This window comes from Aliiroseovarius sp. S1123, from assembly GCF_023015885.1.
GTDB lineage: Bacteria > Pseudomonadota > Alphaproteobacteria > Rhodobacterales > Rhodobacteraceae > Aliiroseovarius.
Window position 1 is genome coordinate 52,451 of sequence record NZ_JALKBE010000004.1, and the last position, 24,980, is coordinate 77,430.

Annotated in this window: 20 protein-coding genes; 11 read left to right on the top strand and 9 right to left on the bottom strand. The window is 60.8% G+C overall.

Features of this window, described 5'->3' with window-relative positions; translation table 11 throughout:
* Position 1 precedes the first annotated feature (1 nt).
* The gene (locus tag MWU53_RS09180; protein WP_247092626.1) at positions 2–3,325 is read left to right on the top strand and encodes an efflux RND transporter permease subunit; all 3,324 of its coding nucleotides are present in this window, start codon (positions 2–4) and stop codon (positions 3,323–3,325) included.
* Positions 3,326–3,616: 291 nt separating this feature from the next.
* On the opposite strand, the gene MWU53_RS09185 is transcribed toward MWU53_RS09180, so the two are convergent.
* Entirely contained in the window at positions 3,617–4,687 is a 1,071-nt protein-coding gene (locus MWU53_RS09185; RefSeq protein WP_247092627.1) for a hypothetical protein, read from the bottom strand.
* Positions 4,688–4,689: 2 nt separating this feature from the next.
* Positions 4,690–5,160: a transcription elongation factor GreA gene (greA, locus tag MWU53_RS09190; RefSeq protein WP_247092628.1), complete on the bottom strand. Its 471-nt coding sequence runs from the start codon at positions 5,158–5,160 to the stop codon at positions 4,690–4,692.
* Between the two features lie 293 nt (positions 5,161–5,453).
* Between greA and MWU53_RS09195 the strand changes: the two genes are divergently transcribed.
* The 3 genes from MWU53_RS09195 to MWU53_RS09205 all read left to right on the top strand — a co-directional run bounded on the left by MWU53_RS09195 (position 5,454) and on the right by MWU53_RS09205 (position 9,777).
* The gene (locus tag MWU53_RS09195; protein ID WP_247092630.1) at positions 5,454–7,106 is read left to right on the top strand and encodes an electron transfer flavoprotein-ubiquinone oxidoreductase; all 1,653 of its coding nucleotides are present in this window, start codon (positions 5,454–5,456) and stop codon (positions 7,104–7,106) included.
* Between the two features lie 116 nt (positions 7,107–7,222).
* Entirely contained in the window at positions 7,223–8,950 is a 1,728-nt protein-coding gene (locus MWU53_RS09200) for a tetratricopeptide repeat protein (RefSeq protein WP_247092633.1), read from the top strand.
* Entirely contained in the window at positions 8,947–9,777 is an 831-nt protein-coding gene (locus tag MWU53_RS09205; RefSeq protein ID WP_247092635.1) for a 4-(cytidine 5'-diphospho)-2-C-methyl-D-erythritol kinase, read from the top strand. The genes MWU53_RS09200 and MWU53_RS09205 overlap by 4 nt, the downstream gene beginning before the upstream one ends.
* A 92-nt stretch (positions 9,778–9,869) precedes the next feature.
* Here the strand turns inward: MWU53_RS09205 and MWU53_RS09210 are convergent, their stop codons facing one another.
* Positions 9,870–10,865: a polyprenyl synthetase family protein gene (locus MWU53_RS09210; RefSeq protein WP_247092637.1), complete on the bottom strand. Its 996-nt coding sequence runs from the start codon at positions 10,863–10,865 to the stop codon at positions 9,870–9,872.
* A 59-nt stretch (positions 10,866–10,924) separates the two neighbouring features.
* On the opposite strand from MWU53_RS09210, the gene MWU53_RS09215 reads away from it, so the two are divergent.
* The 3 genes from MWU53_RS09215 (at position 10,925) to MWU53_RS09225 (ending at position 12,199) form a co-directional block, all read left to right on the top strand.
* A complete protein-coding gene (locus MWU53_RS09215; RefSeq protein ID WP_108855285.1) occupies positions 10,925–11,140 on the top strand; it encodes a DUF2007 domain-containing protein in 216 nt (71 codons plus the stop codon).
* A gap of 6 nt (positions 11,141–11,146) precedes the next feature.
* Positions 11,147–11,905, top strand: a complete 759-nt coding sequence (locus MWU53_RS09220) for a methyltransferase (protein ID WP_247092639.1) — start codon at positions 11,147–11,149, stop codon at positions 11,903–11,905.
* A gap of 126 nt (positions 11,906–12,031) precedes the next feature.
* A complete protein-coding gene (locus tag MWU53_RS09225; protein ID WP_247092640.1) occupies positions 12,032–12,199 on the top strand; it encodes a YdcH family protein in 168 nt (55 codons plus the stop codon).
* Positions 12,200–12,215: 16 nt separating this feature from the next.
* Here MWU53_RS09225 and MWU53_RS09230 read toward each other — a convergent pair whose 3' ends face one another.
* The 5 genes from MWU53_RS09230 to MWU53_RS09250 form a co-directional block, all read right to left on the bottom strand.
* The gene (locus MWU53_RS09230; RefSeq protein ID WP_247092641.1) at positions 12,216–13,091 is read right to left on the bottom strand and encodes an EamA family transporter; all 876 of its coding nucleotides are present in this window, start codon (positions 13,089–13,091) and stop codon (positions 12,216–12,218) included.
* Positions 13,088–14,029, bottom strand: coding sequence for a transcriptional regulator GcvA (locus MWU53_RS09235; protein WP_247092642.1), 942 nt, complete (start codon positions 14,027–14,029; stop codon positions 13,088–13,090). The genes MWU53_RS09230 and MWU53_RS09235 overlap by 4 nt, the downstream gene beginning before the upstream one ends.
* A gap of 296 nt (positions 14,030–14,325) precedes the next feature.
* Positions 14,326–15,048 (bottom strand): acetoacetyl-CoA reductase, encoded by a 723-nt coding sequence (phbB, locus tag MWU53_RS09240; RefSeq protein WP_247092643.1) that lies wholly within the window; start codon positions 15,046–15,048, stop codon positions 14,326–14,328.
* A 183-nt stretch (positions 15,049–15,231) separates the two neighbouring features.
* Positions 15,232–16,407 (bottom strand): acetyl-CoA C-acetyltransferase, encoded by a 1,176-nt coding sequence (locus tag MWU53_RS09245; protein ID WP_247092644.1) that lies wholly within the window; start codon positions 16,405–16,407, stop codon positions 15,232–15,234.
* A gap of 159 nt (positions 16,408–16,566) precedes the next feature.
* Positions 16,567–17,370: an EAL domain-containing protein gene (locus MWU53_RS09250; RefSeq protein ID WP_247092645.1), complete on the bottom strand. Its 804-nt coding sequence runs from the start codon at positions 17,368–17,370 to the stop codon at positions 16,567–16,569.
* 136 nt (positions 17,371–17,506) lie between these two features.
* On the opposite strand from MWU53_RS09250, the gene MWU53_RS09255 reads away from it, so the two are divergent.
* Positions 17,507–18,091 (top strand): DNA-3-methyladenine glycosylase I, encoded by a 585-nt coding sequence (locus MWU53_RS09255; RefSeq protein WP_247092647.1) that lies wholly within the window; start codon positions 17,507–17,509, stop codon positions 18,089–18,091.
* On the opposite strand, the gene MWU53_RS09260 is transcribed toward MWU53_RS09255, so the two are convergent.
* Positions 18,088–19,290 carry a lytic murein transglycosylase gene (locus MWU53_RS09260; RefSeq protein ID WP_247092649.1) on the bottom strand — a complete coding sequence of 401 codons (1,203 nt, stop codon included), beginning with the start codon at positions 19,288–19,290 and terminating at the stop codon, positions 18,088–18,090. The two genes, MWU53_RS09255 and MWU53_RS09260, sit on opposite strands and share 4 nt — an antisense overlap.
* A 179-nt stretch (positions 19,291–19,469) precedes the next feature.
* Between MWU53_RS09260 and argH the strand changes: the two genes are divergently transcribed.
* The 3 genes from argH (at position 19,470) to MWU53_RS09275 (ending at position 24,975) form a co-directional block, all read left to right on the top strand.
* The gene (argH, locus tag MWU53_RS09265; RefSeq protein WP_247092651.1) at positions 19,470–20,882 is read left to right on the top strand and encodes an argininosuccinate lyase; all 1,413 of its coding nucleotides are present in this window, start codon (positions 19,470–19,472) and stop codon (positions 20,880–20,882) included.
* Positions 20,883–21,140: 258 nt separating this feature from the next.
* Entirely contained in the window at positions 21,141–22,406 is a 1,266-nt protein-coding gene (lysA, locus tag MWU53_RS09270) for a diaminopimelate decarboxylase (RefSeq protein ID WP_247092653.1), read from the top strand.
* A gap of 43 nt (positions 22,407–22,449) precedes the next feature.
* Entirely contained in the window at positions 22,450–24,975 is a 2,526-nt protein-coding gene (locus MWU53_RS09275; RefSeq protein ID WP_348647036.1) for a DUF4175 domain-containing protein, read from the top strand.
* The last annotated feature ends 5 nt before the right edge of the window (positions 24,976–24,980 follow it).

A 24,980-nucleotide genomic window follows, 5' to 3' on the forward strand; every position in this document is an offset into this window, starting at 1 on the left:
CATGACCCCAGCCACCGGCATCCTGTCATATTTCACCCGCCACGCCACGGTCGCCAACCTGCTGTTGGTGATCCTGATGGCGCTTGGCATCGCCAGCTATCCGCAAATGCGGGCGCAGTTCTTCCCCGATGTGATCGTGGAAAGCGTCACGGTCACGACCAGTTGGCAGGGCGCCGGGGCCGAAGATGTTGACACCGCCATCGTCCAAGTGATGGAGCCTTCGCTTCTGGCTGTGGACGGCGTGTCCAGCGTCAGCTCGCGCGCCTTCGAGGGCCGCGCCCGGATCGAGATGGAGTTCGAACCCGGCTGGGACGTCAATCAGGCTGCCGATGACATTCAGGCCGCGGTGGACGAAATCACTGACCTGCCCGAGGACGCCGACACGCCCCAAGTGCGGCGCGGTGTGTGGCGCGACAGCGTGACGGATGTAGTGATCTCGGGCCCTGTCGCCATCGAACAACTGGGCCGCTTTGCCGACGAAATGGTGATCCGCCTGTTCGAACGCGGCGTAACCCGCACCTCGATCCGCGGCTTCGCCGCCCCGCAAACCGTGGTCGAAGTCACCTCGCTGTCGCTGATCGAAAACGATGTGACCATGGCCCAGATCGCCGAGGTCATCGCCGGCGCGGTCAGCACGAACCCGGCGGGCAACGTATCTTCGGGTTCGGCACGGGTGCGCACGGGCGACCCCAAACGGACGCCGGATGACATCGCCGCTCTGGTCCTGCGCGCCAATCCCGACGGGTCGAACCTGACCATCGGAGACGTCGCAACCGTCCGCGTCGAAGGCGTGAACCGCAACCGGTCCTATTTCGTGGGCGACGATCCGGCGATGGCGCTGAACGTCTCGCGCTCGGCCCAAGGGGACGCGATCGAGCTGCAAGAGATCGTGGAAGAAATCCGCGCCGAGATGCTGGAAACCTTGCCCGAAGGTGTCGAGATCGAGCTGATGCGCACGCGATCCGCCCTGATCTCGGCTCGTCTGAAAATGCTGACTGAAAACGGGCTTCAGGGGCTTGGGCTGGTGCTGCTTCTGCTGTTTCTGTTCTTGAATGCCCGCACAGCATTCTGGGTGGCGGCCGGCATTCCAGTGGCCATGACCACCGCCGTTTTCTTGATGTATATGTCCGGGATCACGATCAACATGATCTCGCTTTTTGCGCTGATCATCACGCTGGGGATCGTGGTGGATGACGCCATCGTGGTGGGCGAACACGCCGATTTCCGGGCGCGCAGGTTGGGCGAAAGCCCGTTCACCGCTTCCGAGAACGCTGCACGGCGGATGTTCCCACCGGTCTTTTCCGCCACCCTGACCACGATCATCGCGTTCTTCGGCCTGACCTCGATCGGGGGACGGTTCGGAGACCTTATCACCGATATCCCCTTTACGGTGATCGTGGTGCTGGCGGCGTCCCTGATCGAGTGCTTCCTGATCCTGCCACACCACATGGCGCACGCACTGACCCACACCGCCAAGGAACATTGGTATGACTGGCCCTCGCGGCAGGTAAACAAAGGCTTCCGCTGGGTGCGGGATAATCTGTTCCGTCCGTTCATGGCGCTGGTGATCAAGGCGCGCTATCCGGTGATTGCGGCGACCATCGTGATCCTTGCCAGCCAAGCGTCGATCTTCATTCGGGGCGACCTGACCTTCCGCTTCTTCAGCGCGCCTGAAAGCTCGTCAATCACCGCGAACTTCGCGATGGCCGAAGGCGCAACCCGCGCCGACACCCGCGCCATGTTGGACAACGTGCAGCGCGCCGTGGAAGCAACCACCGCCCAATTCGAAGCGGAATATGGCGCGGACCCCGTGGCCAGCGCACTGGCACAGATCGGCGGCAATGCGGGGCGCGGCCTGTCGGGCGTGGACAACAAGGACGCCGACCTTCTTGGGTCCATCGTGGTCGAGCTGATCGACGCCGACCTGCGCCCCTACTCCACGTTTGAACTCGTCTCGGCCCTGCAGGACGCGATCGTGAATCACCCGCTGCTCGAGGTCCTGTCCTTCCGCGGTGGTCGCTTCGGTCCGGGCGGAGACAGCCTTGACGTCGATCTGTTCGGCGCAACCTCGGAGGCATTGAAGGCCGCCGCAGAAGACTTGAAAATTCAACTGATCCAGTATCCTGAAGTTTCAGCGCTGGAAGACAGCCTGAGCTATGACAAGGAAGAGCTGATTTTGGACCTGACCGCGCAGGGCAAGGCGCTGGGGTTCACTATTTCAGACCTCAGCCGCGTGTTGCGCAATCGCTTGAACGGGGTCGAGGCTGCGACCTATCCCGATGGCACCCGCTCCGCTGAAATTCGGGTCGAAATTCCGGACGGCGAGCGCTCCGCCGATTTCCTTGAACGGATGCAGCTGCGCACGCAGGCGGGCGCCTATGTCAGTCTGGCCGATCTGGTGTCGGTCCAAACGCGTCAAGGCTTTGCCACGGTCCAACGTGAAAATGGCATTCGGATGGTCAATGTTTCGGGCGATATCAGCGAAGACAATCCGGCCCGCGCCGAGGAAATCCAACGCACGATCGAGACCGAGATCCTGCCCACCTTGGCCGAGACCCACTCGATCGAATACCGCATCGGCGGGCTGGCCGAACAGCAGAAAGATTTCCTGTCGGATGCCCGCACCGGCCTGATCTTGGTGTTGCTGGGGATCTTCCTGACGCTCGCTTGGATTTTTTCAAGCTGGACACGGCCCTTGGTGGTGATGTCGATTATTCCGTTTGGGCTGGTAGGCGCGATTTACGGCCATGTGCAATGGGGTGTTCCGTTATCCATGTTCTCGGTCGTGGGTCTGATCGGGATGACGGGGATCATCATCAACGATTCCATCGTGCTGGTGACCACCATCGACGAATACGCGAAGGAACGCGGGATCATTCCGGCGATTATCGAAGGCACCGCCGACCGCCTGCGCGCGGTGATGCTGACCACCTTGACCACCGTGCTGGGGCTGATGCCTCTGCTTTATGAAACCTCGCGGCAGGCACAATTCCTGAAGCCCACGGTGATCACGCTGATCTATGGGCTTGGGTTCGGGATGGTTCTGGTGTTGTTGATCGTGCCGTCGCTGATCGCCATTCAGACCGACATCGGCAAGATGCTGGCCACGCTGCGGCGTCTTTGGCAGGGGCGCGGACGTGCTGCGGCAAAACCCGCGGCCCGTGTGACCGGGCTGGCCGCAGGCGCAATGCTGCTGACGTTTATTGGATCCGTCGCGATGTGGGGCGCAACCAACGGCGCAATCCTGCGCGCGGTTTTGATATGTGGAGCGATTGCGGTGATCAGTATGGCGGCGGCCTATGCCGGCCAACGCCGCGCAGGGTGATAGAGTCCAGAGGGGGCTTTGCCCCTCTGCGCTTCGCGCATTCACCCCAGGATACTTGAAACAAGAAAAAGAGAGGGCGTCGCCCTCTCCTTCAAGCTTGCGCTTTTCCTTGTGCGGTCATCGGCGTCCCCGCCTGTACCGCCCCTCTACGATGACACGTAATGGTTAAGAAACTGTACTCGCTTTTCTTGTTAGAAATATCCTCGCCGAAGGCTTAGAATCTGCCGAGCACAGCGAGGCCACCCCCAACCGGGTGACATGCCGTCAGGCATGGCGCACGGGCGGGAGGGTTCAGTCGAACGTTCCCGTAACGCGCCCCAACAGCATAAAGGCCCGCGCGGTACGGGTATCCGCCATGGCCGCCAAATCCGCGTCTGATGCGTTCTTTTCAAACTGCGCATAGGTCTGATCGAAGCGGCGCAGGAAATGGTGGGCCGTGTCGCGGAAGACCGGATCCTTGCGCATCCGCCCAGCCGTCAGAGCCAGAGAAGAGCGGTCGCGGATCCCGCCCAGCGCGGCAATCTCTTTTCCACGTTCCCCTGCGGCAAACTTGCGCCAAACTTCGGGGCGGGCGCGGTCGGGACGTAGGTCGTCCATATAGATACCGTCCTGCGATAACAGCGTCAGAATATCTTGCGCCGCCTGTACCAGCCCCGCGACCTGCCGGTCTTCAAGTGCGCGGCGCAGCGCGCGGAAGCCTTCGGCGTCCTGAGCATGTTCAGGGAAATGCATCGCGCGGATGAAATCCTCAATCGACAGGGGCGGGATCATATCCTCGGCCGGGGTGCCAAGCTCAAGCTTCGTTTGATCCCCCGGATCTTTCGGCGTTTCTTCGGGGCCCATTGCGGGCGCAATTGGCGCAGGATGCGGGTTGGTCAGGCTGGGCATTCCGGGGCGAATCGACACAAACGTGGCCAGCGCCGTTTCCGTCCGGCGCGAGACCTTGGCGATTTCTTCCAGTTTCTGTTCGACCTTCGAGGCCTGCGCACCGGTGCCACCCATGCTTTGTTGCTGCTGCAGATACGCGGTGCGCATCCCGTCGATCGCCGCTTTCAACCGGGTACTTTCCTGCCGCATGATCCGGGCCGAGCGCATCGCGGCAACCGCCACCCAGATCAACGCAACGGGCATTGCAATCGCCACGACGACCATCACGAACCGCAGCGGGTCAAACTCACCCTCAGCCGGACCGGTCCCCATTACGATGAAGAACATTGTACAGGCCGCGAGCCAGACAAAGGACAGGGCAAGGCCGATCACTTCGGCCACGGAAAGCGAGGACGCCTCGTCCAGCAACTCCAAAGGAGCGGTCCCCTTTGGCGGGAACCGCTTGGTGTCCTGTGTCTGGGGCTTGTCTGCCACGGTCAGATCCAGTCGATGCTCAGGATTTCATATGCTTTCTCGCCGCCCGGGGTGCGGACCTCGACGCTGTCGCCTTCTTCCTTGCCGATCAGGGCGCGGGCCAGCGGCGACTTGATGTTCAGCTTGCCGCTCTCGATGTCGGCCTCGGGTTCGCCAACGATCTGATAGGTCTTCTCTTCGTCGGTATCTTCATCCACGATGGTGACAGTCGCCGAGAACTTGACGGTACCGGACATGTTCGACGGATCGATTACCTCGGCCAGCGACAGGATGCCTTCCAGCTCTTTGATGCGGCCTTCGATGAAACCCTGCTTTTCGCGGGCGGAATGATACTCGGCGTTCTCTTTCAGGTCGCCAAGCTCGCGCGCGGTGGCGATCGCCTCGATAATCGCAGGGCGTTCCACAGACTTAAGCTGCTTCAATTCGTCATTCAGCGCGGTGTGGCCCGCGCGGGTCAAAGGTATTTTTTCCATCAAACCTGTTCATTTATTATCGCCCGGCGCCATGGCCCCTGACAGCGTGTCCTCATTACGGCTCGGTCGGATTGAAAATCTCGCAATTCGGCGCGGTTTGCAACGGCCTTGTTTGCCTGCGCGATTGGATCCGAAATTGAGCAATCCGACCCCTTGTCGCCAGTGTCAGCGCAAACAAGGGCGTGGTTCGGCAAATTTGTCGGAAACACGCCCTTGTAACGTCGTGTCCTGATTGACCCGACCTGTGCGTCAAGCTAACGATCTTGCGAAACGGATCGACCGGGGAAAAGATTATGAGCGACATCGAACGCGAAAGCATGGAATACGACGTGGTCATCGTGGGCGCAGGCCCCGCAGGCCTGTCCGCCGCCATTCGTCTGAAACAACAAGACCCAGACCTTGAGGTCGTGGTGCTTGAGAAGGGCTCGGAAGTGGGCGCACACATCCTGTCGGGTGCCGTGCTGGACACCTGCGGCCTGGACAAGCTGATCCCGGACTGGAAGGACAAGGGCGCACCGATCAAGACGGAAGTGAAGAAAGACAACTTCCTTGTGCTTGGACCGGCAGGTCACCTGCGCGTGCCGAACTGGCCGATGCCGCCCCTGATGAACAACCACGGCAAATACATCGTGTCGATGGCGAATGTCTGCCGCTGGATGGCCGAGCAGGCTGAAGAGCTGGGCGTGGAAATCTTCCCCGGTATGGCCGCATCGGAACTGGTCTACGGCGAAAATGGCGAAGTAAAGGGCGTCGTTGCCGGTGTCTTCGGTCTGGAAGCTGATGGTTCTTACGGCCCCAACACCGAGCCGGGCATGGAACTGCACGGCAAATACGTCTTCATCTCGGAAGGTGTACGCGGATCGCTGGCGAAAGAGATCATCGGCAAGTACGACCTTCAGGCTGGCCGCGACGTTCAGAAGTTCGGCATCGGCATGAAAGAGATCTGGGAGATCGACCCCGCCAAGCACCGCGAAGGCACTGTGACCCACACGATGGGCTGGCCGCTGGGTTCGAACGCCGGTGGTGGCTCGTTCATCTATCACCTGGAAAACAACCAAGTGTTTGTCGGTTTCGTTGTTCACCTGAACTATAAGAACCCGCACCTGTATCCCTACATGGAATTCCAGCGCTTCAAGCATCACCCGGAAATCGCCAAGCTGCTGGAAGGCGGCAAGCGCGTGGCCTACGGCGCGCGTGCGATCTCGGAAGGGGGCTATCAGTCGATGCCGAAAGCATCGTTCCCCGGTGGCGCACTGCTGGGCTGCTCGGTCGGTCTGGTAAACGTGCCGCGCATCAAGGGCAACCACAACGCCATGCTGTCGGGCATCGCTGCTGCTGACGCGGCTGTGAAAGCCATCAAGGCAGGCCGTTCCAGCGACGAGCTGAACGATTACGAAGAAGAGCTGCGCACCGGCGACGTCGCGAAGGACCTGAAGAAGGTCCGCAACGTGAAGCCCCTGTGGTCGAAATACGGCCTGACCGCATCGCTGATGCTGGGCGGTCTAGACATGTGGGTGCAGTCGATCTTCAAGTTCTCGCCCTTTGGCACCGTGAAACACGGGAAAAACGATGCGGAAGTCACCGGCAAGGCAGCGGACTATCCCGAAATCGACTATCCGAAGCCCGATGGCACGCTGTCGTTTGACCGCCTGACCAACGTGTCCTTCGCGGCCACCAACCACGAGGAAAGCCAGCCCTGCCACCTGAAGCTGGCCAACCCGGACCTGCCGATCTCGGTCAACCTGCCCGAGTTCGCCGAGCCCGCGCAGCGCTACTGCCCGGCCGGAGTCTACGAAGTGGTGGAAGAAGAAGGCAAAGACCCGCGCTTTGTCGTGAACTTCCAGAACTGCGTCCACTGTAAAACCTGCGACATCAAGGACCCCAGCCAGAACATCACCTGGACGGTTCCGCAGGGTGGCGACGGACCGAACTATCCGAACATGTGATCGTAACCGATCAAAAAAGCGACAAAGAGGGGCGGCCAAGTGCTGCCCCTCATTGTTTTCAACTGGAAGGCACATTAGGTTTTACGAACGTAAACCTGCTGCGACTTAAGGAATTTATGCCCTTGTTCCGCCTGACATCTTCGGCCCTGCGCCGCCTTGCCCTTCCGACCCTTCTGGCCGCACAATACGTTGTTGGAACTGCCGCCTATTCGGACAGTGCGGCGGGGGCATATCTTGCCGCACGGCACGCCGATCTGTCGCGCAATTTCCCGGAGATGGTGGATTACGGCACCCGCGCGATCGCGCAAGACCCACAGAATTTGGACGTGCTTGAAGGGCTGATCGTCGCCCAGATCGCGCTTGGCAAGCTGGACGATGCGCTGCCGTACGCGCGTAGACTGGCCTCGGTCAGCGCGGACAACCAGATCGCCGCGCTTGTGCTGTTGGGCGATGCGCTGAAGAATGGCGACTGGGACACGGCGACCGCGTTGGTGGGCACCAAAGTGTCGATCGCCCCTGTGATTGACCAGATGATTCAAGCCTGGATCCGCATCGGCCAAGGCAAAATGTCGGACGCGCTGGCGATTTTTGACGCGATGGGTGAAGACAACGCGAGCCACGGATTCACCCTGTATCAAAAGGCGCTGGCGCTTGCCTATGTTGGTGACTTCGAAGGCGCGGCACGCATTCTGGGGGGTGAGAACGGCGCGCTGCAGCTAAACCGCTCCGGCCTGCTTGCTCATGCCCAGTCACTTAGCCAAAGCGACCAGCAGGACAAAGCGATTGAGCTGATGACGGCCGCACGCACCGGCATGTCCGATGCCGAAGTCGAACAAATGATCGCGGATCTCGAAGCCGGGAAGACGCTGGACTTCACCATCATCCGCGCGCCACAGGACGGCATTGCCGAGCTTCTGTTTGCCGTGGCCGAGTCGGTCGGCCCTGAAGGCGACCAAACTGGCATCCTTCTGTACAACCGAGTGGCCGAGCATCTTGCGCCAACCCATGCCGGGGCTCTGGTCCTGTCGGCCCAGATCCTTGAAGACATGGGCCACCATGATCTGGCGATCGAGAGCTATGGCCGGGTGCCGCAAGATAGCTTTGCCTATCAACACGCCGCTCTTGGCCGCACCGATGTGCTACGCCGCGCCGACCGGCTGGATGAAGCGACCGGCGAGTTGCGCACGCTGGCCGAAACTTTCCCGGACACGCTGCGTTTTCGCGTGGCGCTTGGGGATACGCTGATGCAGCAGGACCGCTTTGCCGAAGCCCGCGATGCCTATGACCTTGCCATCGCCGGATTCGAAACCGACATTCCCACCCAATGGCCCACCTATTTCCAGCGCGCCATTGCGGCCCACAAGCTGGGTGACTGGCCCGCCGCCGAGGCAGGTTTCCGCAAGGCGCTAGAGCTCAGCCCCGAGCAGCCCACGGTCCTGAACTATCTAGGCTATTCGCTGGTTGAACGTCGCGAGAAACTGGACGAGGCACTGAACATGATCGAACGCGCCGTCGCGGCACGCCCTGATCGCGGCTATATCGTAGACAGTCTGGGCTGGGTGCTCTACCGTCTGGGCCGCTATGACGAGGCCGTCGTGCAAATGGAACGCGCAGTAGAATTGGATCCGGTGGAACCCATCCTGAACGACCATCTGGGCGACACCTATTGGGCCGTTGGCCGCAAACGCGAAGCCGAGTTCCAATGGAGCCGCGCCCTGAGTTTCATCACCGATGACACTGACCTGACCGAGCTGGACCCCGACCGCATCCGCCGCAAGCTTGAGGTTGGACTGGACGCGGTTCTGGAAGAAGAAGGGGCAGATCCCCTGAGCGCCTCGGAATGAGCATCACCAAAGTTTTCGCCCCCGCGAAGGTGAACCTGACCCTGCATGTCACAGGGCAGCGACGCGATGGGTATCACCTGTTGGACAGCCTTGTGGTCTTCGCCGATGTAGGCGACCGGATCACTGTGATGCCTGCTGAGTCGAACCGACTTGAGGTTATTGGCCCGCGCGCCGAGGGCGTGCCGGCGGATGGCACGAACCTTGTCGCCCGCGCGGCGGATCTGTTTGGCGTGCCGGTACATATCGTCTTGTCGAAACACCTACCGGCTGCGGCGGGGATCGGCGGCGGAAGCTCGGACGCGGCGGCGACCATCTTGGCGCTCTCTGACTTAGTCGGCGACACGCGTCTACCCGAAGGCGTCGCAGAGCTTGGTGCAGATGCGCGCGTCTGCCTGATGCGGCAAGCCGCCCGGATGCGCGGGATTGGCGAGGACGTCGCCCCCTGCCCCGGCCTGCCGCCCTTGTTTGCGGTGCTGGCAAATCCGGGTGTGGACGTGCCAACCCCAGAGGTGTTCAAAGCGCTGGAAAACAAGCAGAACCCGCCCATGCCCAAACGGATCCCGCAGGGCATGAAAACGGGTGCGTTCATCGACTGGCTGGCAACCCAACGCAACGATCTGGAAACCCCAGCCATTGCGCGGTCTGGGATCATTCAGGTTGTACTGGACGCCTTGGCAGCCTTGCCCGGTTCACGACTGGCGCGGATGTCGGGGTCCGGGGCGACGTGTTTTGCGTTGTTCGAAACCGAGGACGCGGCGCACGCCGGGGCGGCCGCGCTGGCAAAGGCGCAACCTGACTGGTGGGTCGAAGCTGCGAAACTATCGTAGGGCTGCCGGTGGCTCACTTCGTGAGCCTAGGGGGCTCTGCCCCCACGCCTAAAGGCGTCCCCCCGGGATATTTCTAGCAAGAAAATGAGCGCTTAGTTCAGGCGCGCGACCACGTAATCTGCAATGTCGTGCAGCATGTGGCGGATCGGGGCGTCGGGCAGTGCAGTCAGGGCGGATTTGGCTTTGTCCGCCCAAGCGATCGCTTCGGCGCGGGTGTCTTCCAGAGCACCGTGCTTGTTCAGCAGCTCCAAAGCATGCTCAAGATCGCCCTCTTCCTGACGACCTTTTTCGATCGTGCGGGTCCAGAAGGCGCGCTCTTCGTCGTTTGCCTTGGCCACAGCTTTGATCAGCGGAAGCGTCAGTTTGCGTTCGCGGAAATCGTCGCCGATGTTCTTGCCGGTGGCGTCGCCGCCCCAATAATCCAGAAGGTCATCCACGATCTGGAAGGAAATACCCAGCGCGTCGCCGTAGTCGAACAGTGCCTTCACCTGATCTTCGGGTGCACCCGCAATGACACCGCCCACCTCGGTCGCGGCCGAGAACAGCGCAGCGGTCTTGCCGCGGACAACCTGACGGTAGATCTCTTCATCCGTCGACAGGTCTTGGGCGGCGGTCAGCTGCAGCACTTCGCCTTCAGCGATCGTGGCCGAGGCGTTGGACAGGATGCGCAGCACGTCCAGCGAACCGGTGTCGGTCATCAGCTGGAACGAGCGCGAGAACAGGTAGTCACCCACCAACACGCTGGACTTGTTGTCCCACAGCAAGTTCGCGGTCGGGCGACCACGCCGTTGGGCGCTTTCGTCCACCACGTCATCATGCAGAAGGGTTGCGGTGTGAATGAACTCGACCGTCGCCGCCAGATGGATGTGATAGGGGCCGTCATAGCCACACAGACGCGCGGCCGCCAAGGTCAGCATCGGGCGCAGGCGCTTGCCGCCCGCATCAACCAGATGCGCAGTCACTTCGGGAATACGCGGCGCATGTTTCGAGGCCATCCGCTCGCGAATCAGCGTGTTCACGGACTCCATATCCTCGGCCAAATGCTGGCCCAGACGCTCATGCGGTTTATGTGCAGCTTCGATCAGCATCTTCACCTTCCCGTCAACCGGCTCGACAAATGGGCGGGGATGCCCTTATCTCCGAAAGCATGAAAGAGCTTCTGAGAACCACGGATCCAACCATGATCCCCTTCGTCACCGCCCTTCTTACAGGCGAGGATATAGCTTGCTTTGCGATGGACGTCCATATGAGTGCACTGGAAGGATCCATTGGCATTTTGCCGCGCCGTCTGATGGTGCGTGACGAGGATCTGTTCATCGCCCGCGCCATCCTGCGCGACCATGACATCGCCTTTGAAAGCTAAAGGGACATGATGCATCCCGACGATCTGACACAGGACGATTTTCTGGGCGGGCAACTTGTGTTGACGCAGCCCAGAACGGGCTATCGCGCGGGCGTCGATCCGGTGTTTCTGGCAAGCGCAGTCTCTGCCCAATCCGGTCAGTCGGTGCTGGAATTGGGTTGCGGTGTCGGGGCGGCGTCCTTGTGTCTTGGGCGACGCGTGCCGGGGTTGGAGCTTCACGGGATTGAGCGTCAGGCAGATCATGCGGAAATGGCGCGCAAGAATGCGGAAGACAACGGAATTTCGCTGACCGTACATGATGGGGATTTGGCGCAGATGCCCGAGGCTTTGCGTGCCCAAAGCTTTGATCATGTGATTATGAACCCGCCCTATTTCGACCGGACACGGGGCAGCATGTCGCCGCATGATGCCCGTGAACAGGCAATGGGCGAAGAGACACCATTGGCGGCCTGGATGGATCAGGCCACACGGCGCCTGAAACCGCGCGGGATGCTGACAATGATCAACGCAGCCGAGCGGCTGCCGGACATTCTGTCGTCGCTAGATGACCGGCTGGGGTCGGTGGTCGTACAACCTTTGTCCCCGCGCTCCGGGCGCGCCGCGAAACTGTTGCTGCTGCAAGCCCGCAAAGGCGGGCGCGCGGCGTTTCGACTGGCGGCACCGATTGTTCTGCATGAAGGCGCGGCGCATACTTCGGATCGCGAACATTATACGCCTGCGATACAGGCCACCTTGCGTGACGGCGCGGCGCTGAACTGGGGATAAGCCATCCCCGTTAAACCCTGTGCAACCACGTCGGCGATTCCCCGCAAAGATTTGCAACGTTTTCGTGACAAGCGGGAAAAAGTGTGGTGCACTCGGTACGTTCTATAAACCAACAGGAGGATCGCCATGAGCATGAGTTCGCATCTTGAAGAGCTGCGCAGGAAACACGAGGTCCTCTCGGATAAAGTCGAAGAGATCCAGCGCGCGCCCGGCACCACAGATGCCGAGATTACCGAACTAAAGAAGCAAAAACTCCAAATCAAAGAAGAGATTGAACGACTGGCTACGGCCTGACGACTTTAGGCTCGGGTCAGGTCTGTTTTGTCGTACCGGCACTGGCCCGTGCCGCCATCAAGGCGCCCGCAGTAATCAACACCCCGGCGATCAGCAATGATGGGTGTGGTTGGGCAACCCCCGCCAAAATCAACACAAGCGTAGACAGCAAAGGCGCGCCATAGCTTGCGACGCCCAAAAGCTGAATGTCGCCACGTTTGACCCCCACATCCCAGACATAGAAGGCCAACCCGACAGGCCCCAGTCCAAGCCCCGCGACGGACGCCCAACCCATTGTGCCGTTGGGCCAAACTGTGTCCTCCCACAGAAGATGCGCGCCGGTCGATAGGATGGCTGTGGCCAGACAGAACACTACGACAGACGCGGTGGGTGTGTTTCCAAGCCGCCGCGACAGGACCGAGTATCCCGACCATGTCAGCGCGCACAGGAAGGCCAGCGCAAAGCCCGGCAGCGCAGCGGTGTCAAATCCGGTGGCACCCCCCAGCACGATCAGCGCCGCACCCGCAAAGGACACCAGTGCGCCGATCACATGCATCGGACGCAGTGTTTCCCCCGGCAACAGTCCCGAAAACAGCACGATAAAAAGTGGCCACAAATAGGCGATCAACCCAGCCTCGGCCGCAGGGGCCATGCGCAGGGCCGAGAAATACAGCGCGTGATAACCGAACAGGCCCAAGGTTCCGAATGCGTAGACGCGCCAACTGACCGTGCGCAACACGCCCAGACCTTCGGTTGTGGCGATCCAGATCACGCCCAACGTTCCGCCGATCAGAAAGGTCATCGCAGCCAGTTGGAATGGCGGAACTGGATCCGTCCCGACAGTAAACAGCGCCAGAAGCGACCAGAGCAGCACGGCGATGAATCCGACGAAAGTGGCAGTTTTCCGCGTCACGACAAATCCTCGACCGAAACAATTTTCAAGCTGTCCGTCACATGCGTGTTCTTTGCAATCTCGGCAAGCACCCAATCGCGGAACGCCGCGATTGCTGGTCGGTTCTCTTGTCCACGACGGCACAGGAACCGGAATCGAGCCTGGGTGGACAGGGCCAGACCATAGGGGGCCACAAGGCGACCCTCGGACAGATATTTCACCACAAAGGCGCGTCGCCCCAACACAATGCCGACCCCTGCCATCGCAGCATCCAGCGCGTGATCGGGTTGCGAAAATACCGATGAAATGCGGGGCGTCCCTTGAACCCCCGCAGCGCGCAGCCACGCGGGCCAATCACATGGTGGGTTCAGGAAGTCATCTGATGTGTTGTGGATCAGCGGCGCATTCAACAGGTCCTTCGGCTCGGGATATTTCTCGGCCAAGGCGGGCAGCATCACCGGGGTCAGCCATTCGTTCGCCAGGGGATGAGAATACAGCCCATCATCCGGCCCGTATCCAAATCGGATGGCAACATCGACCTCGTCCCGGTTCAAATCCACAAACTTCAAACCGGCCGCGAAGCGCAACTCGATCTCGGGATGGGCCTGGGCAAAAGCATAGAGCCGGGGCGCAAGCCACTTCGACGTGAACGCCGGGCCCGCCGTCACGGTCAGCGTATTGCTGTCTAAACTGCGCCGCGCATTGCGCCAGGCGCTGGTCAGCATCTCGAACCCATCCGCCGCACCGGGGGCCAAAAGACGGCCCGCTTCGGTCAACTCGACTGCGCGATTCAGGCGCAGGAATAGCGGCGCACCGAAATGTTCCTCCAGCGACTTGATCTGAAATGACAGGGCCGCCGGTGTCACGTTCAGCTCGGCCGCGGCGTTCTGAAACGACATATGGCGGGCAGCGGCATCAAAAGCGCGTAGGGCGGTTAACGGAGGCAGGCGGTCACTCATTTCAGTCAAGTATCACTTATCTGAAACCTTTGAAAGTCTCGTTTGTCGCTGGCATTTCAACGCCCCATATTAGGATCACTCAAAGATGACTTAAGAGGACCAGGACCATGTTGGAGACCGCGACAAACCAGACCGAGCTTCACGCCGCCTATCAGCGCGCACATGAAGAGCGCGCCTTGGTCTTTCGAAACATTGGCCGTAGGATGCTGGCGCGTTTGGCATCGCTGATACCCCAGCTGCCAACAAAAAGGGCCAGCCAAAGCGGCCAGCCCTTAAATTGTGATTGTCCTGCGTGATTAGACGAAGAACTGTGCACCGTTGGCCGAGATGGTCGAGCCGTTGATGAAGCCCGCATCGTCCGAGGCCAGGAAGGCCACACAGCGTGCGATTTCTTCCGGTTCGCCCAGACGGCCTGCCGGGATGCCCGCAACGATCGAGTCGCGCACTTTTTCCGGGATCGCCATAACCATTTCGGTCGCGATGTAGCCGGGGCAGATAGCGTTGGCAGTGATGCCTGCGCGTGCACCTTCCTGAGCCAGCGACTTGACGATACCCAGATCGCCCGCCTTGGTCGCAGCATAGTTCACCTGAGCAAACTGACCTTTCTGACCGTTGATCGAGCTGATCACGATGATGCGGCCGAACTTGCGCTCGCGCATGCCGGGCCAGATCGGGTGAACGGTGTTGAACACGCCGGTCAGGTTGGTGTCGATGACTTCCTGCCACTGCTGGGGGGTCATCTTGTGGAACGGTGCGTCGCGGGTGATGCCAGCGTTGGCGACAACCACGTCGATCGGGCCAAGGTCAGCTTCGACCTGTGCGATACCGGCGGCGCTTTCTTCATAGCTGCCGACGTTCCACTTGTAGGTCTTGATGCCGGTCTCGGCAGTGAAGGCGGCAGCTTTCTCTTCGTTGCCAGCAAAGGTCGCGGCGACCTCGTACCCTTCAGCTTTCAGCGCTTTTGAAATTGATGCGCCAATACCGCGCGAACCACCGGTGACAAGTGCAACTCGGGCCATGTTTTTCTCCACTTCGAATCTTGAGCCTGAAACTCTGTTACATTTTCAATTTAACTTGCGCAATATTATTGCGCAAACATTTTGCCGCAATGCAGAGTTTATTTTGCATATGCGACAAGAGGACGACAAAACGTTTAACAAAAAAGGCGCCCGAAGGCGCCTTTTCTATCGTTCATTTCGACCTTACGGACGCTCAAGGCACATGGCCACGCCCATACCGCCGCCGATGCAGAGGGTCGCCAGACCCTTCTTGGCGTCGCGGCGCTTCATTTCGAACAGAAGCGTGTTCAGGATACGGCAGCCCGAGGCGCCAATCGGGTGACCGATGGCGATGGCGCCGCCGTTCACGTTGACCACATCCGGGTTCCAATCCATGTCTTTGTTCACGGCACAGGCCTGAGCAGCGAAAGCTTCGTTGGCTTCAACCAGATCCAGATCCTGAGCTTTCCAGCCCGCCTTATCCAGCGCCTTGCCCGACGCGTGAATCGGGCCAACGCCCATGATCGACGGGTCCAGACCTGCAGTGGCGTAAGACGCGATGCGTGCCAGCGGCTCCAGCCCGCGCTTCTCGGCCTCATCAGCCGACATCAGCAACACGGCAGCCGCGCCATCGTTGATGCCCGAGGCATTGGCAGCGGTGACCGAACCGTCCCTGGTGAAGGCCGGGCGTAGTTTCTGCATAGCTTCCATGGTGGCGCCGTGGCGAATGTACTCGTCCTGATCCACGATGATATCGCCCTTGCGTGTTTTCACGGTGAAGGGAACGATTTCGTCTGCGAATTTGCCGGCTTTCTGAGCGGCTTCCGCCTTGTTTTGCGAGGCGACAGCGAATTCGTCCTGCATTTCGCGGGTGATCTGCCACTGCTCGGCCACGTTTTCAGCGGTCTGGCCCATGTGGTAGCCGTTGAACGCATCCCACAGACCATCTTTGATCATGCAGTCGATAAATTTCATGTCGCCCATTTTGTGCCCAGCGCGCAGGTGTGCGACGTGGGGGCTGAGAGTCATGTTTTCTTGGCCACCAGCGGCAACGATGGCGGCGTCGCCAAGCTGCACGTGCTGCGCGCCCAGCGCCACGGTGCGCAGACCCGAGCCACACACCTGGTTGATGCCCCAAGCCGAAGCCTCTTTCGCGTAACCCGCATTGATATGCGCCTGACGTGCCGGGTTCTGACCCTGACCGGCCTGAAGCACCTGACCCAGAATGGTCTCGCTGACCTCTGACGGGTCGATCCCAGCGCGGGCCACGATCTCGGCCAGAACGGCAGCGCCGAGGTCATGGGCGGGCGTGTTCGCGAACGAACCCGAGAAACTGCCCACGGCGGTGCGCGCGGCCGATACGATTACAACATTGGTCATGATGCTTCCTTTTCCTCCAGTCTGACGATCAGCGACACAGCACGTATTTCAGAAATTTCCAAAACACGCACCACCCCGCACGATCATTGCTGGGCGCATCCTGTGCTGCATTGCAGAGAAAATCAAGCCGCGTAAACATGGTCGCGCTATCACGCGCGCCTAGGCCGCTTTCCGCCAGTAGGGATCCAAAGTCGGCACGCCGAAATAGTACCCCTGCATGCAATCCACACCGATCTGGGTTAGAAAGGCAGCATCTTCGGCCGTTTCAACACTTTCCGCCACGGTAAACATATCGAAATGCCGCGCGACCGAGACCATGGCCTGCGTGAGGATCTGATTGTCCGGATCACTGTGGATCCCGCGAATGAATTCACCATCGATCTTGATGATGTCGAAATAGAAATCTTTAAGGTATTTGAACGAGGTATAGCCTGCCCCAAAGTCATCCAGCGCGAAACTGATGCCGTGGCCCTGCATCTCAGCCATGAAGACCCGCACAAGTTCCGGCATGGTGATTGCAGTGCGTTCCGTGATCTCGAGGATCAGCCGTTCGCCCAGATGCGGGTCGTCTTCCAGCCCCCGCTCTAACACCTTCTTCCATCCCGGATAACCGATCGATCGGGCAGACATGTTGATGGCCAGACGCAAGCTGGGTTCGGCCTGCAACGCCTCCAACCCTTTTTCAAGCGCCAGCGCATCCAATTGGCGCCCCATCTCTTTATCTTCAACCGAGTCGATAAAGTCTTTGGCGGGAATCACCCGTCCATTCGAGTCCAACACGCGGATCAGCCCTTCGAAAAATGCGCGGCGATCTGGCTTCGTGGTCTGAACAACAGGCTGAAAGGCCAGCCGGACACGTTTCTTTCGCAATGCCTCGCGCACAAGGCCGATCGCGTCCTTGTCCCGCATCCCGATGGCCGAGCTAAGCGGGTCACCCATCGGACCACCCACAGGGTCTTGCATCTGCGTGTCCCGGGGGGTCTTACTTCCGAAGTTGAACATGGTGTCACCTGTGCTGCCGTACGACCATAAGTGGCAATTCTATGCTAACGAGACGTAAATCCGCTAAGTTGTCTAAAATTGTAACGGACCCAACTGTATGACCTCGAACCTAACGCATTGCCCTGACACACCCCGCTGCCCGTGGTGTGGGACCGAGCCGATTTATCAGGAATATCATGATCTTGAGTGGGGCGTGCCGGAATGGGACGGGCGCGCGCTTTGGGAAAAATTAATCCTTGATGGCTTTCAGGCCGGGCTCAGCTGGATCACGATCCTTAAAAAGCGAGATAATTTTCGCGCAGCGTTCGAGGGGTTTGATCCCGAACGCATCGCCACATGGGGCGAGCCCGAGATCGATCGTTTATTGCAGGACAAAGGCATCATCCGGCATCGCGGCAAGATCGCGGCGACGATCACCAACGCGCAGGCCTATCTGGACTTGGGGGGCGAGGACGCGTTTCGGGACATGATGTGGGGCTATGTAGACGGCACCCCATTGAACGGGCGCTACAAGACGTTGGACGAGGTGCCGACCGCGTCGCCGCTATCCACGCAGATCTCGAAGGACTTGAAAAAGGCCGGGTTCAAGTTCTGCGGCCCGACGATCGTCTATGCGTGGATGGAGGCCTGCGGGCTGTTCAACAACCATCTGGTCAGCTGCCACCGGCACGATCAGGTCTAACTTAGAATTGCAAGAAGTTGAACAGTGGGCACACCGGTCACGGACATGCCACGCGATGCCTCAAAGGCACGAATGGCAGCGCGGCCTTTCTCTCCGATCACACCATCAGGACGCCCCGCCTGAAATCCCAGATCGTTCAGGGCTTTCTGAAGCGCCTGCCGTTCTGTGGTGGTCATCCCCCAGGGGTTCTTGGGATAGCTGGCCTGGATCGCACGACCTCCGGCAAGGCGGTCAGACAGATGACCCACGCCGATCACATAGCTATCGGCGTAGTTATACGTCTTCAGCACGTGGAAATTCTGGAAGATCATAAAAATTGGCCCCGTCGGACCCGCGGGCAGAATCAGTGCACCACTTTCGGCACCGGTCAGCGCACGCCCCTTAACATCGGTGACCCCCATCTTCCCCCAATCGCGCAAACGACGCGAATAGATCCGCCCGGTCAAGGCCAGATCAAACCCTTTGGGAAGTCGAACCTCGATCGCCCAAGGTTGTCCTTTGGCCCATCCCTTGGCGCGCAGATAGGCCGCGGTCGACGCCAGCGCATCCGTCGGATCATCCGACCAGATATCGCGCACGCCGTCGCGGTTGAAATCCTCGGCATGGGCCAGATACGAACTGGGCATGAATTGGGTATGCCCCATCGCGCCCGCATATGAGCCTTTCATGCGTGAGGAAGACACATCGCCCGCGGTAAGGATTTGCAAGGCGGCCAACAGCTCGGCCTCGAACAGATCGCGGCGGCGGCCCTCATAGGCCAGCGTGGCCAGCGTCGACAGAACCGAGGCCGATCCGCGCACCGCGCCAAAGCTGCTTTCCATACCCCAGATCGCGACGACGACTTCTTTCGGGACACCATATTGCCGCTCGATCTTCTTTAAAAGCGTCGGATACCGGGACAGCGCTCGTTGCCCGCCCTTGATCCGCTGGGGCGAAGCGGCTGACCCGATATAGTCCTGCAAACTGCGCGTGGTTTCCGCCGGGCGGCGGTCTGACTTGATGACGGACGGCAAATACTCCGCCCGCCCAAGCGCCTTCAGCGCCGCGTCGCTGACCCCCACCGACCGCGCTTTGACCGCAAACCCCGACAACCAGCCGGAAAACCCAGCATCGGCCAGCACGCGCCCCGGCATCACCACCGCAGCGGCCAGCGTGACCATCGCCATGCGGCGGTTGAAGGAAATGGCATGTTGGGGCATCTGGAGTCCTGTTTGCATCGTGATGTCCAGCCACTCTAGGGACTGCAGGTGGCGACACAAAGGCAATCCGGCCACATCGGCAAAACCGTGCCATGAACAACTGGAGCTACAGCAATTGCACCCACCCGCCTTGCCGCGTATAGCATTGCCCAGCAGAAATATGTCCTGAAAGGCAGATCATGAGCGACGACACGAAATCCGCGAATGAAATGTGGGGCGGCCGGTTCTCGGCGGGTCCCGACGCGATCATGGAGGCGATCAACGCCTCGATCGGCTATGACCAGCGCATGGCGCGACAGGACATCGAAGGCTCGCGCGCGCATGCTGCAATGCTGGCCGCGACCGGTGTAATCACCGAGGACGACTCCAAGGTCATCCGCGATGGTCTGCTGACCGTGCTGGCCGAAATCGAGGGCGGCAATTTCGCCTTCTCGACCGCGCTGGAAGACATTCACATGAATGTCGAAGCGCGTTTGAAAGAAATCGTCGGTGAACCGGCTGGCCGTCTGCACACCGCCCGGTCGCGCAACGACCAGGTCGCCACCGATTTCCGCCTGTGGGTCCGTGACCAGATGGACGCCGCCATTGATGGACTCGAGGCCCTGATCCGCGCGCTGCTGGGTCAGGCCGAAGCGGGTGCTGATTGGGTTATGCCCGGCTTCACCCACCTGCAAACCGCGCAGCCCGTCACATGGGGCCACCACATGATGGCCTATGTCGAGATGTTCGGCCGCGACATGTCGCGCTTCCGCGACGCCCGTGCCCGAATGAACGAAAGCCCGCTGGGGTCCGCCGCGCTTGCTGGCACGTCTTTCCCCATTGATCGCCACATGACGGCCGAGGCCCTTGGCTTTGACCGCCCGACCGCGAACTCGCTGGACGCTGTGGCCGACCGCGACTTCGCGCTGGAGTTCCTGTCGTCCGCAACCATCTGCGCCATGCATCTCAGCCGCTTCGCTGAAGAGCTGGTGATCTGGTCATCTGCTCAGTTCCGTTTTGTGCGCATGTCGGACAAATGGTCGACCGGCTCGTCGATCATGCCGCAGAAACGCAACCCGGATGCCGCCGAGCTGATCCGCGCCAAAATCGGTCGGATCATGGGCGCCAATATCGGTCTGATGACTGTGATGAAGGGCCTGCCGCTGGCCTATTCCAAGGACATGCAGGAAGACAAAGAGCAGGTTTTTGACGCTGCCGACAACCTGATGCTGGCGCTGGCTGCGATGACCGGGATGGTGTCAGACATGACCGCCAACACCGAGAGCCTTGAAGCCGCGGCGTCCTCCGGGTTCTCGACCGCGACCGATTTGGCCGATTGGTGCGTGCGCGCGCTGAACATGCCGTTCCGCGACGCCCACCACGTGACCGGATCGCTGGTGGCCATGGCCGAAGATCGCGGCTGCGACCTGCCCGACCTGTCGCTGGAAGACATGCAAACGGTCAACGCGCAAATCACCGAGGAAGTCTTCGGCGTCTTGGGCGTCCACAACTCGGTCGCCTCGCGCACCAGCTATGGCGGCACCGCACCCAGCGAAGTGCGCAAGCAGATTGCGCGTTGGAAAGAAAAACTGGGGAAAGAGGCGCTGGCATGATCCGCGCGCTTCTGATCACCGCCCTTCTGGGGCTGGCAGCCTGTGGTGCGGATGGTGAGCCCATCCGTCCGGGATCACCCGAGGATACCCAAGCAGAGTAGCTTCAAACGCCGGTCCAAGTGGCCGGCGTTTGAATTTGCGAGGCTCTGCCTCGCGCTCCGGGATATTTATGACAAGAAAAAGAGAAGCCCCAGAGGGTTGAGCGGCAGGCGCAGTTCCGCTAGGGCAGTCAGGAAGCGCAGACAGACGAGGCCCAAGATGGACCATTTCCTTTACCGCGATGGCGTATTGCACGCCGAAGACGTATCGATTGAAGAGATCGCTGCCGAAGTTGGCACGCCCTTCTATGTCTATTCCGCGGCCACGCTGAAACGTCATATCGGGCTATTCAACGAAGCGCTGGACTGGGCTGACCATCTTGTCTGTTTCGCGGTCAAGTCGAACTCGAACCTCGCCGTGCTGAAACTGCTGGGCGAAATGGGTGCGGGCATGGACGTCGTGTCCGGTGGGGAATACCGCCGTGCGATTGCGGCAGGCGTGCCGGGTGACCGGATCGTGTTCTCGGGCGTTGGCAAAACCCGCGATGAAATGCGTCTGGCGCTGACGAATGGCATTCGCCAGTTCAATCTGGAAAGCGAGCCCGAGATGCGTGTCCTGTCCGAGGTCGCAAGCGAGCTGGGCGTCGTTGCCCCGGTGACCGTGCGTGTGAACCCGGATGTGGACGCGAAAACCCACGCCAAGATCTCGACCGGGAAGTCGGAAAATAAGTTCGGCATCCCGATCGCCCGCGCGCGCGAGGTTTATGCCGAAATCGCATCCCTACCCGGTCTGAAAGCGGTTGGCATCGACGTGCATATCGGCTCGCAGCTGACCGAGTTGGAGCCGTTCCGTCAGGCCTATCAGAAAGTCGCCGAGCTGACCGAAGCACTGCGCGCAGACGGCCACGACATCACGCGACTGGATCTGGGCGGCGGTCTGGGCATTCCTTACGAGCGTTCGAATGAAGCCCCACCCCTGCCTGTCGAATATGGTCAGATGGTGAAGGAAACCGTCGGCCATCTGGGCTGCGAGATCGAGATTGAACCGGGGCGCCTTGTGTCCGGCAATGCCGGAATCATGGTCACTTCCGTCATCTACGTGAAAGAGGGCGAAGGGCAGGATTTCCTGATCGTCGATGCCGCGATGAACGACCTTGTGCGCCCCGCCATGTACGAAGCGCATCACGACATCATCCCCGTGGTCGAAGCCGCCCCCGGCGAGGACAAGTCGCGCTATGACATTGTCGGCCCGATTTGCGAGACCGGCGACACCTTCGCCAAGGGCCGTGATCTGGACAGCCTGAAACCCGATGACCTGATCGCCTTCCGCTCGGCCGGGGCCTATGGCGCGGTGATGGCGTCCGAGTACAACTCGCGCCCTCTGATCCCAGAAGTGCTGGTGATGGACGATCAATATGCCGTCATCCGCGCACGTCCCACCTATGAAGAAATGCTGGGACGCGATACCATTCCTGAATGGCTGTGATGACCCCACGGGTTAGGTGACCCGGCCCGACCTTCCCCAGAAGGTGCAAAAGCGCCTTCGTTGGCCCTTGGCATTGACAAGGGGCGGGATGGTTTTGGAGCGGATCTGGCAGGTTGGATGGCCGCTTGCGACCGTGGGTCTAACCGCGATTGCGCTGGCGGGTTTCGGTGGTTTGCGGGGCTGGGCGGTGCCTATGGTGCTTGCTGTCGCCGCGCTGGTATTCCTTACACTCGCCGCGCGCCGCTTTGTCTGGCCCACATCCGGGCACGCCATTCGACGTCTTGATGACAGCCTGACGGGCCACCCGATTGCCGCGCTTCAGGATGATCAGGCAACCGGCGTGGATGACGCCGCCTCGGCCCAGTTGTGGCTGGCGCATCAGGACCGGATGCTGGCGCGGTTGGACAATGTGCAGGCGGCCCGGCCTGATTTGCGGGTTGCGCGGAAAGACCCCTATGCGTTGCGGCTGATTGCGGCGACCGGAGCGATCATGGCGATTGCCTTTGGCCCGTGGAACAGCACGGTGCCCACGGGTACGCCCGGCGCGGCAGCGCAAGTGGCCGCCAGTTGGGAAGGCTGGATCGAACCGCCGCCCTATATTGGCCTACCCAGCCTGTATCTTGACGATCAACCTGATGGCGCCTTGTCGATCCAGAAGGGCAGCCGCCTGACCCTGCGCCGGTACGGCGATCCAAAGGCCCTTACCTTCCAAGGATCGGTTCTGGACACAGATGTCGGTGCTGCCCCAAGCCTCAGCCAGCGGATCACGCGCAGCGGCACGCTGTCTGTCGACGGGCCAAAGGCGCGCAGTTGGACGCTGACCGCACTTCAGGACACGCCCCCTACCATCCGCCCGATTGGGCCGCTGACCCGGCAACTGAACGGAAATTTTGCGCTCGGCTTTGTCGCCACCGACGATTACGGCGTCACCGGTGGCGCCGTAATCATCACCCTGTCGCTGGCCGATGTCACACGCGCGCATGGGCTGACCATCGACCCGGAGCCTCGGCCCGAGGTGGCGGTGGACCTCCCCCTGCCCTATCGCGGGGCGCGCAAATTGATCGAAGGCGCGCTTCAGGAAAATCTGGTCGAACACCCCTATGCCGGTCTGCCCGTCACACTCACATTCGTTGCGCAGGACGGGGTGGGTCAGGAAGGCGACAGCCAGCCCTACCCGATGATCCTGCCCGCCCGCCGTTTCCTGAACCCGATGGCCAAGGCGCTGATCGAGCAACGTCGAGACCTATTGTGGAACCGCGCCAATGCCCGTCGCGTCGCGCAAGTGCTGCGTGCGACGCTGTTCCACCCCGAAGACCTGTCCCTGCCCGAAGGCATCTATCTGCAACTGCGCGGAGCGATCCGGCGGCTTGAGGCGGGTCTGGCGTTTACCGATGTGGCCGATGGTGTCCCCGGCGATCTGCGGGACGAGGTGGCGCAGGTCCTGTGGGATGTGGCGGTCGAATTGGAAGACGGTCAGTTGGACGACGCCCGCGCCCGCATGGAAGAGGCGCAGCGGCGTCTGGAACAGGCCATGCGCGACGGGGCCACGCCGGAAGAGTTGGCCGAGCTGATGGACGAATACCGCGAGGCGATGCGCGATTATATGGACCAACTGGCGCAGCAAGCCCCGGAAGGCGACCCGAACGCGCCACAGCCTGACAATGCGATCGAGCTAAGCCAATCCGATCTGGACGCGATGATGGACCGGATCGAAGAGCTGATGCGCGAAGGCCGCACCGATGAAGCGATGGAGCTGCTCGATCAAATGCGCCGGATGATGGAGAACATGCAGGCCCAGCGCGGCGGAGAAAGCCAGCGCCCCGGCGAAGCGGCGCGAGACGAGCTGCGCGAGACCATGCGCCAGCAGCAGGGCTTGTCAGACCGGGCCTTCCGCGATCTTCAGGAACAGGGGCAAGGATCCACTGCCGGTGAAAGCCAAGAGAATGAAGGGCGCGATGGCGGTCAGGGACGTGGGCAGAGCCACGAAGGCTCTGGCGGCGAACAGGGCCAGAATGGCGAAGGCGGCGCGCAAGAGGGACAAGACAGCCAAGGCCGCGGCGGCGACCCCGGCACCAGCCTTGCGGACCAGCAACGTGCCTTACAAAACGAATTAGATGCCCAACGCCGCAACTTGCCCGGGGCCGGCGATCCTGCGGGACAGGCCGCACGTGACGCGCTGGACGAGGCTGGCCGCGCGATGGGTCAGGCCGCCGATGCGCTTGATCAGGGCGACATCCCCGAGGCGCTGAACCAGCAGGCCGACGCAATGGAAGCCATGCGCGAAGGTCTGCGCCAGTTTGATCAGGCGATGGCAAATCAACAAGCCCGCGAAAACGGCCAGCAAGGTGAAAACCCGGGCGAAAGCAATCAGGACTCGGATCAGGATCCGTTGGGGCGTAGCGCGTCGGGACGCGGCGGCGCGGCCTCGACCGACAGTCCTTTGGGGGACACGGACGAGACCTATCGCCGGGCTGAAGAATTGATGCAGGAATTGCGAAAACGCTCGGGCGAGTCAGACCGCCCGCAATTGGAACGCGATTATTTGGAACGTCTGCTGGATCAGTTCTAATCCGT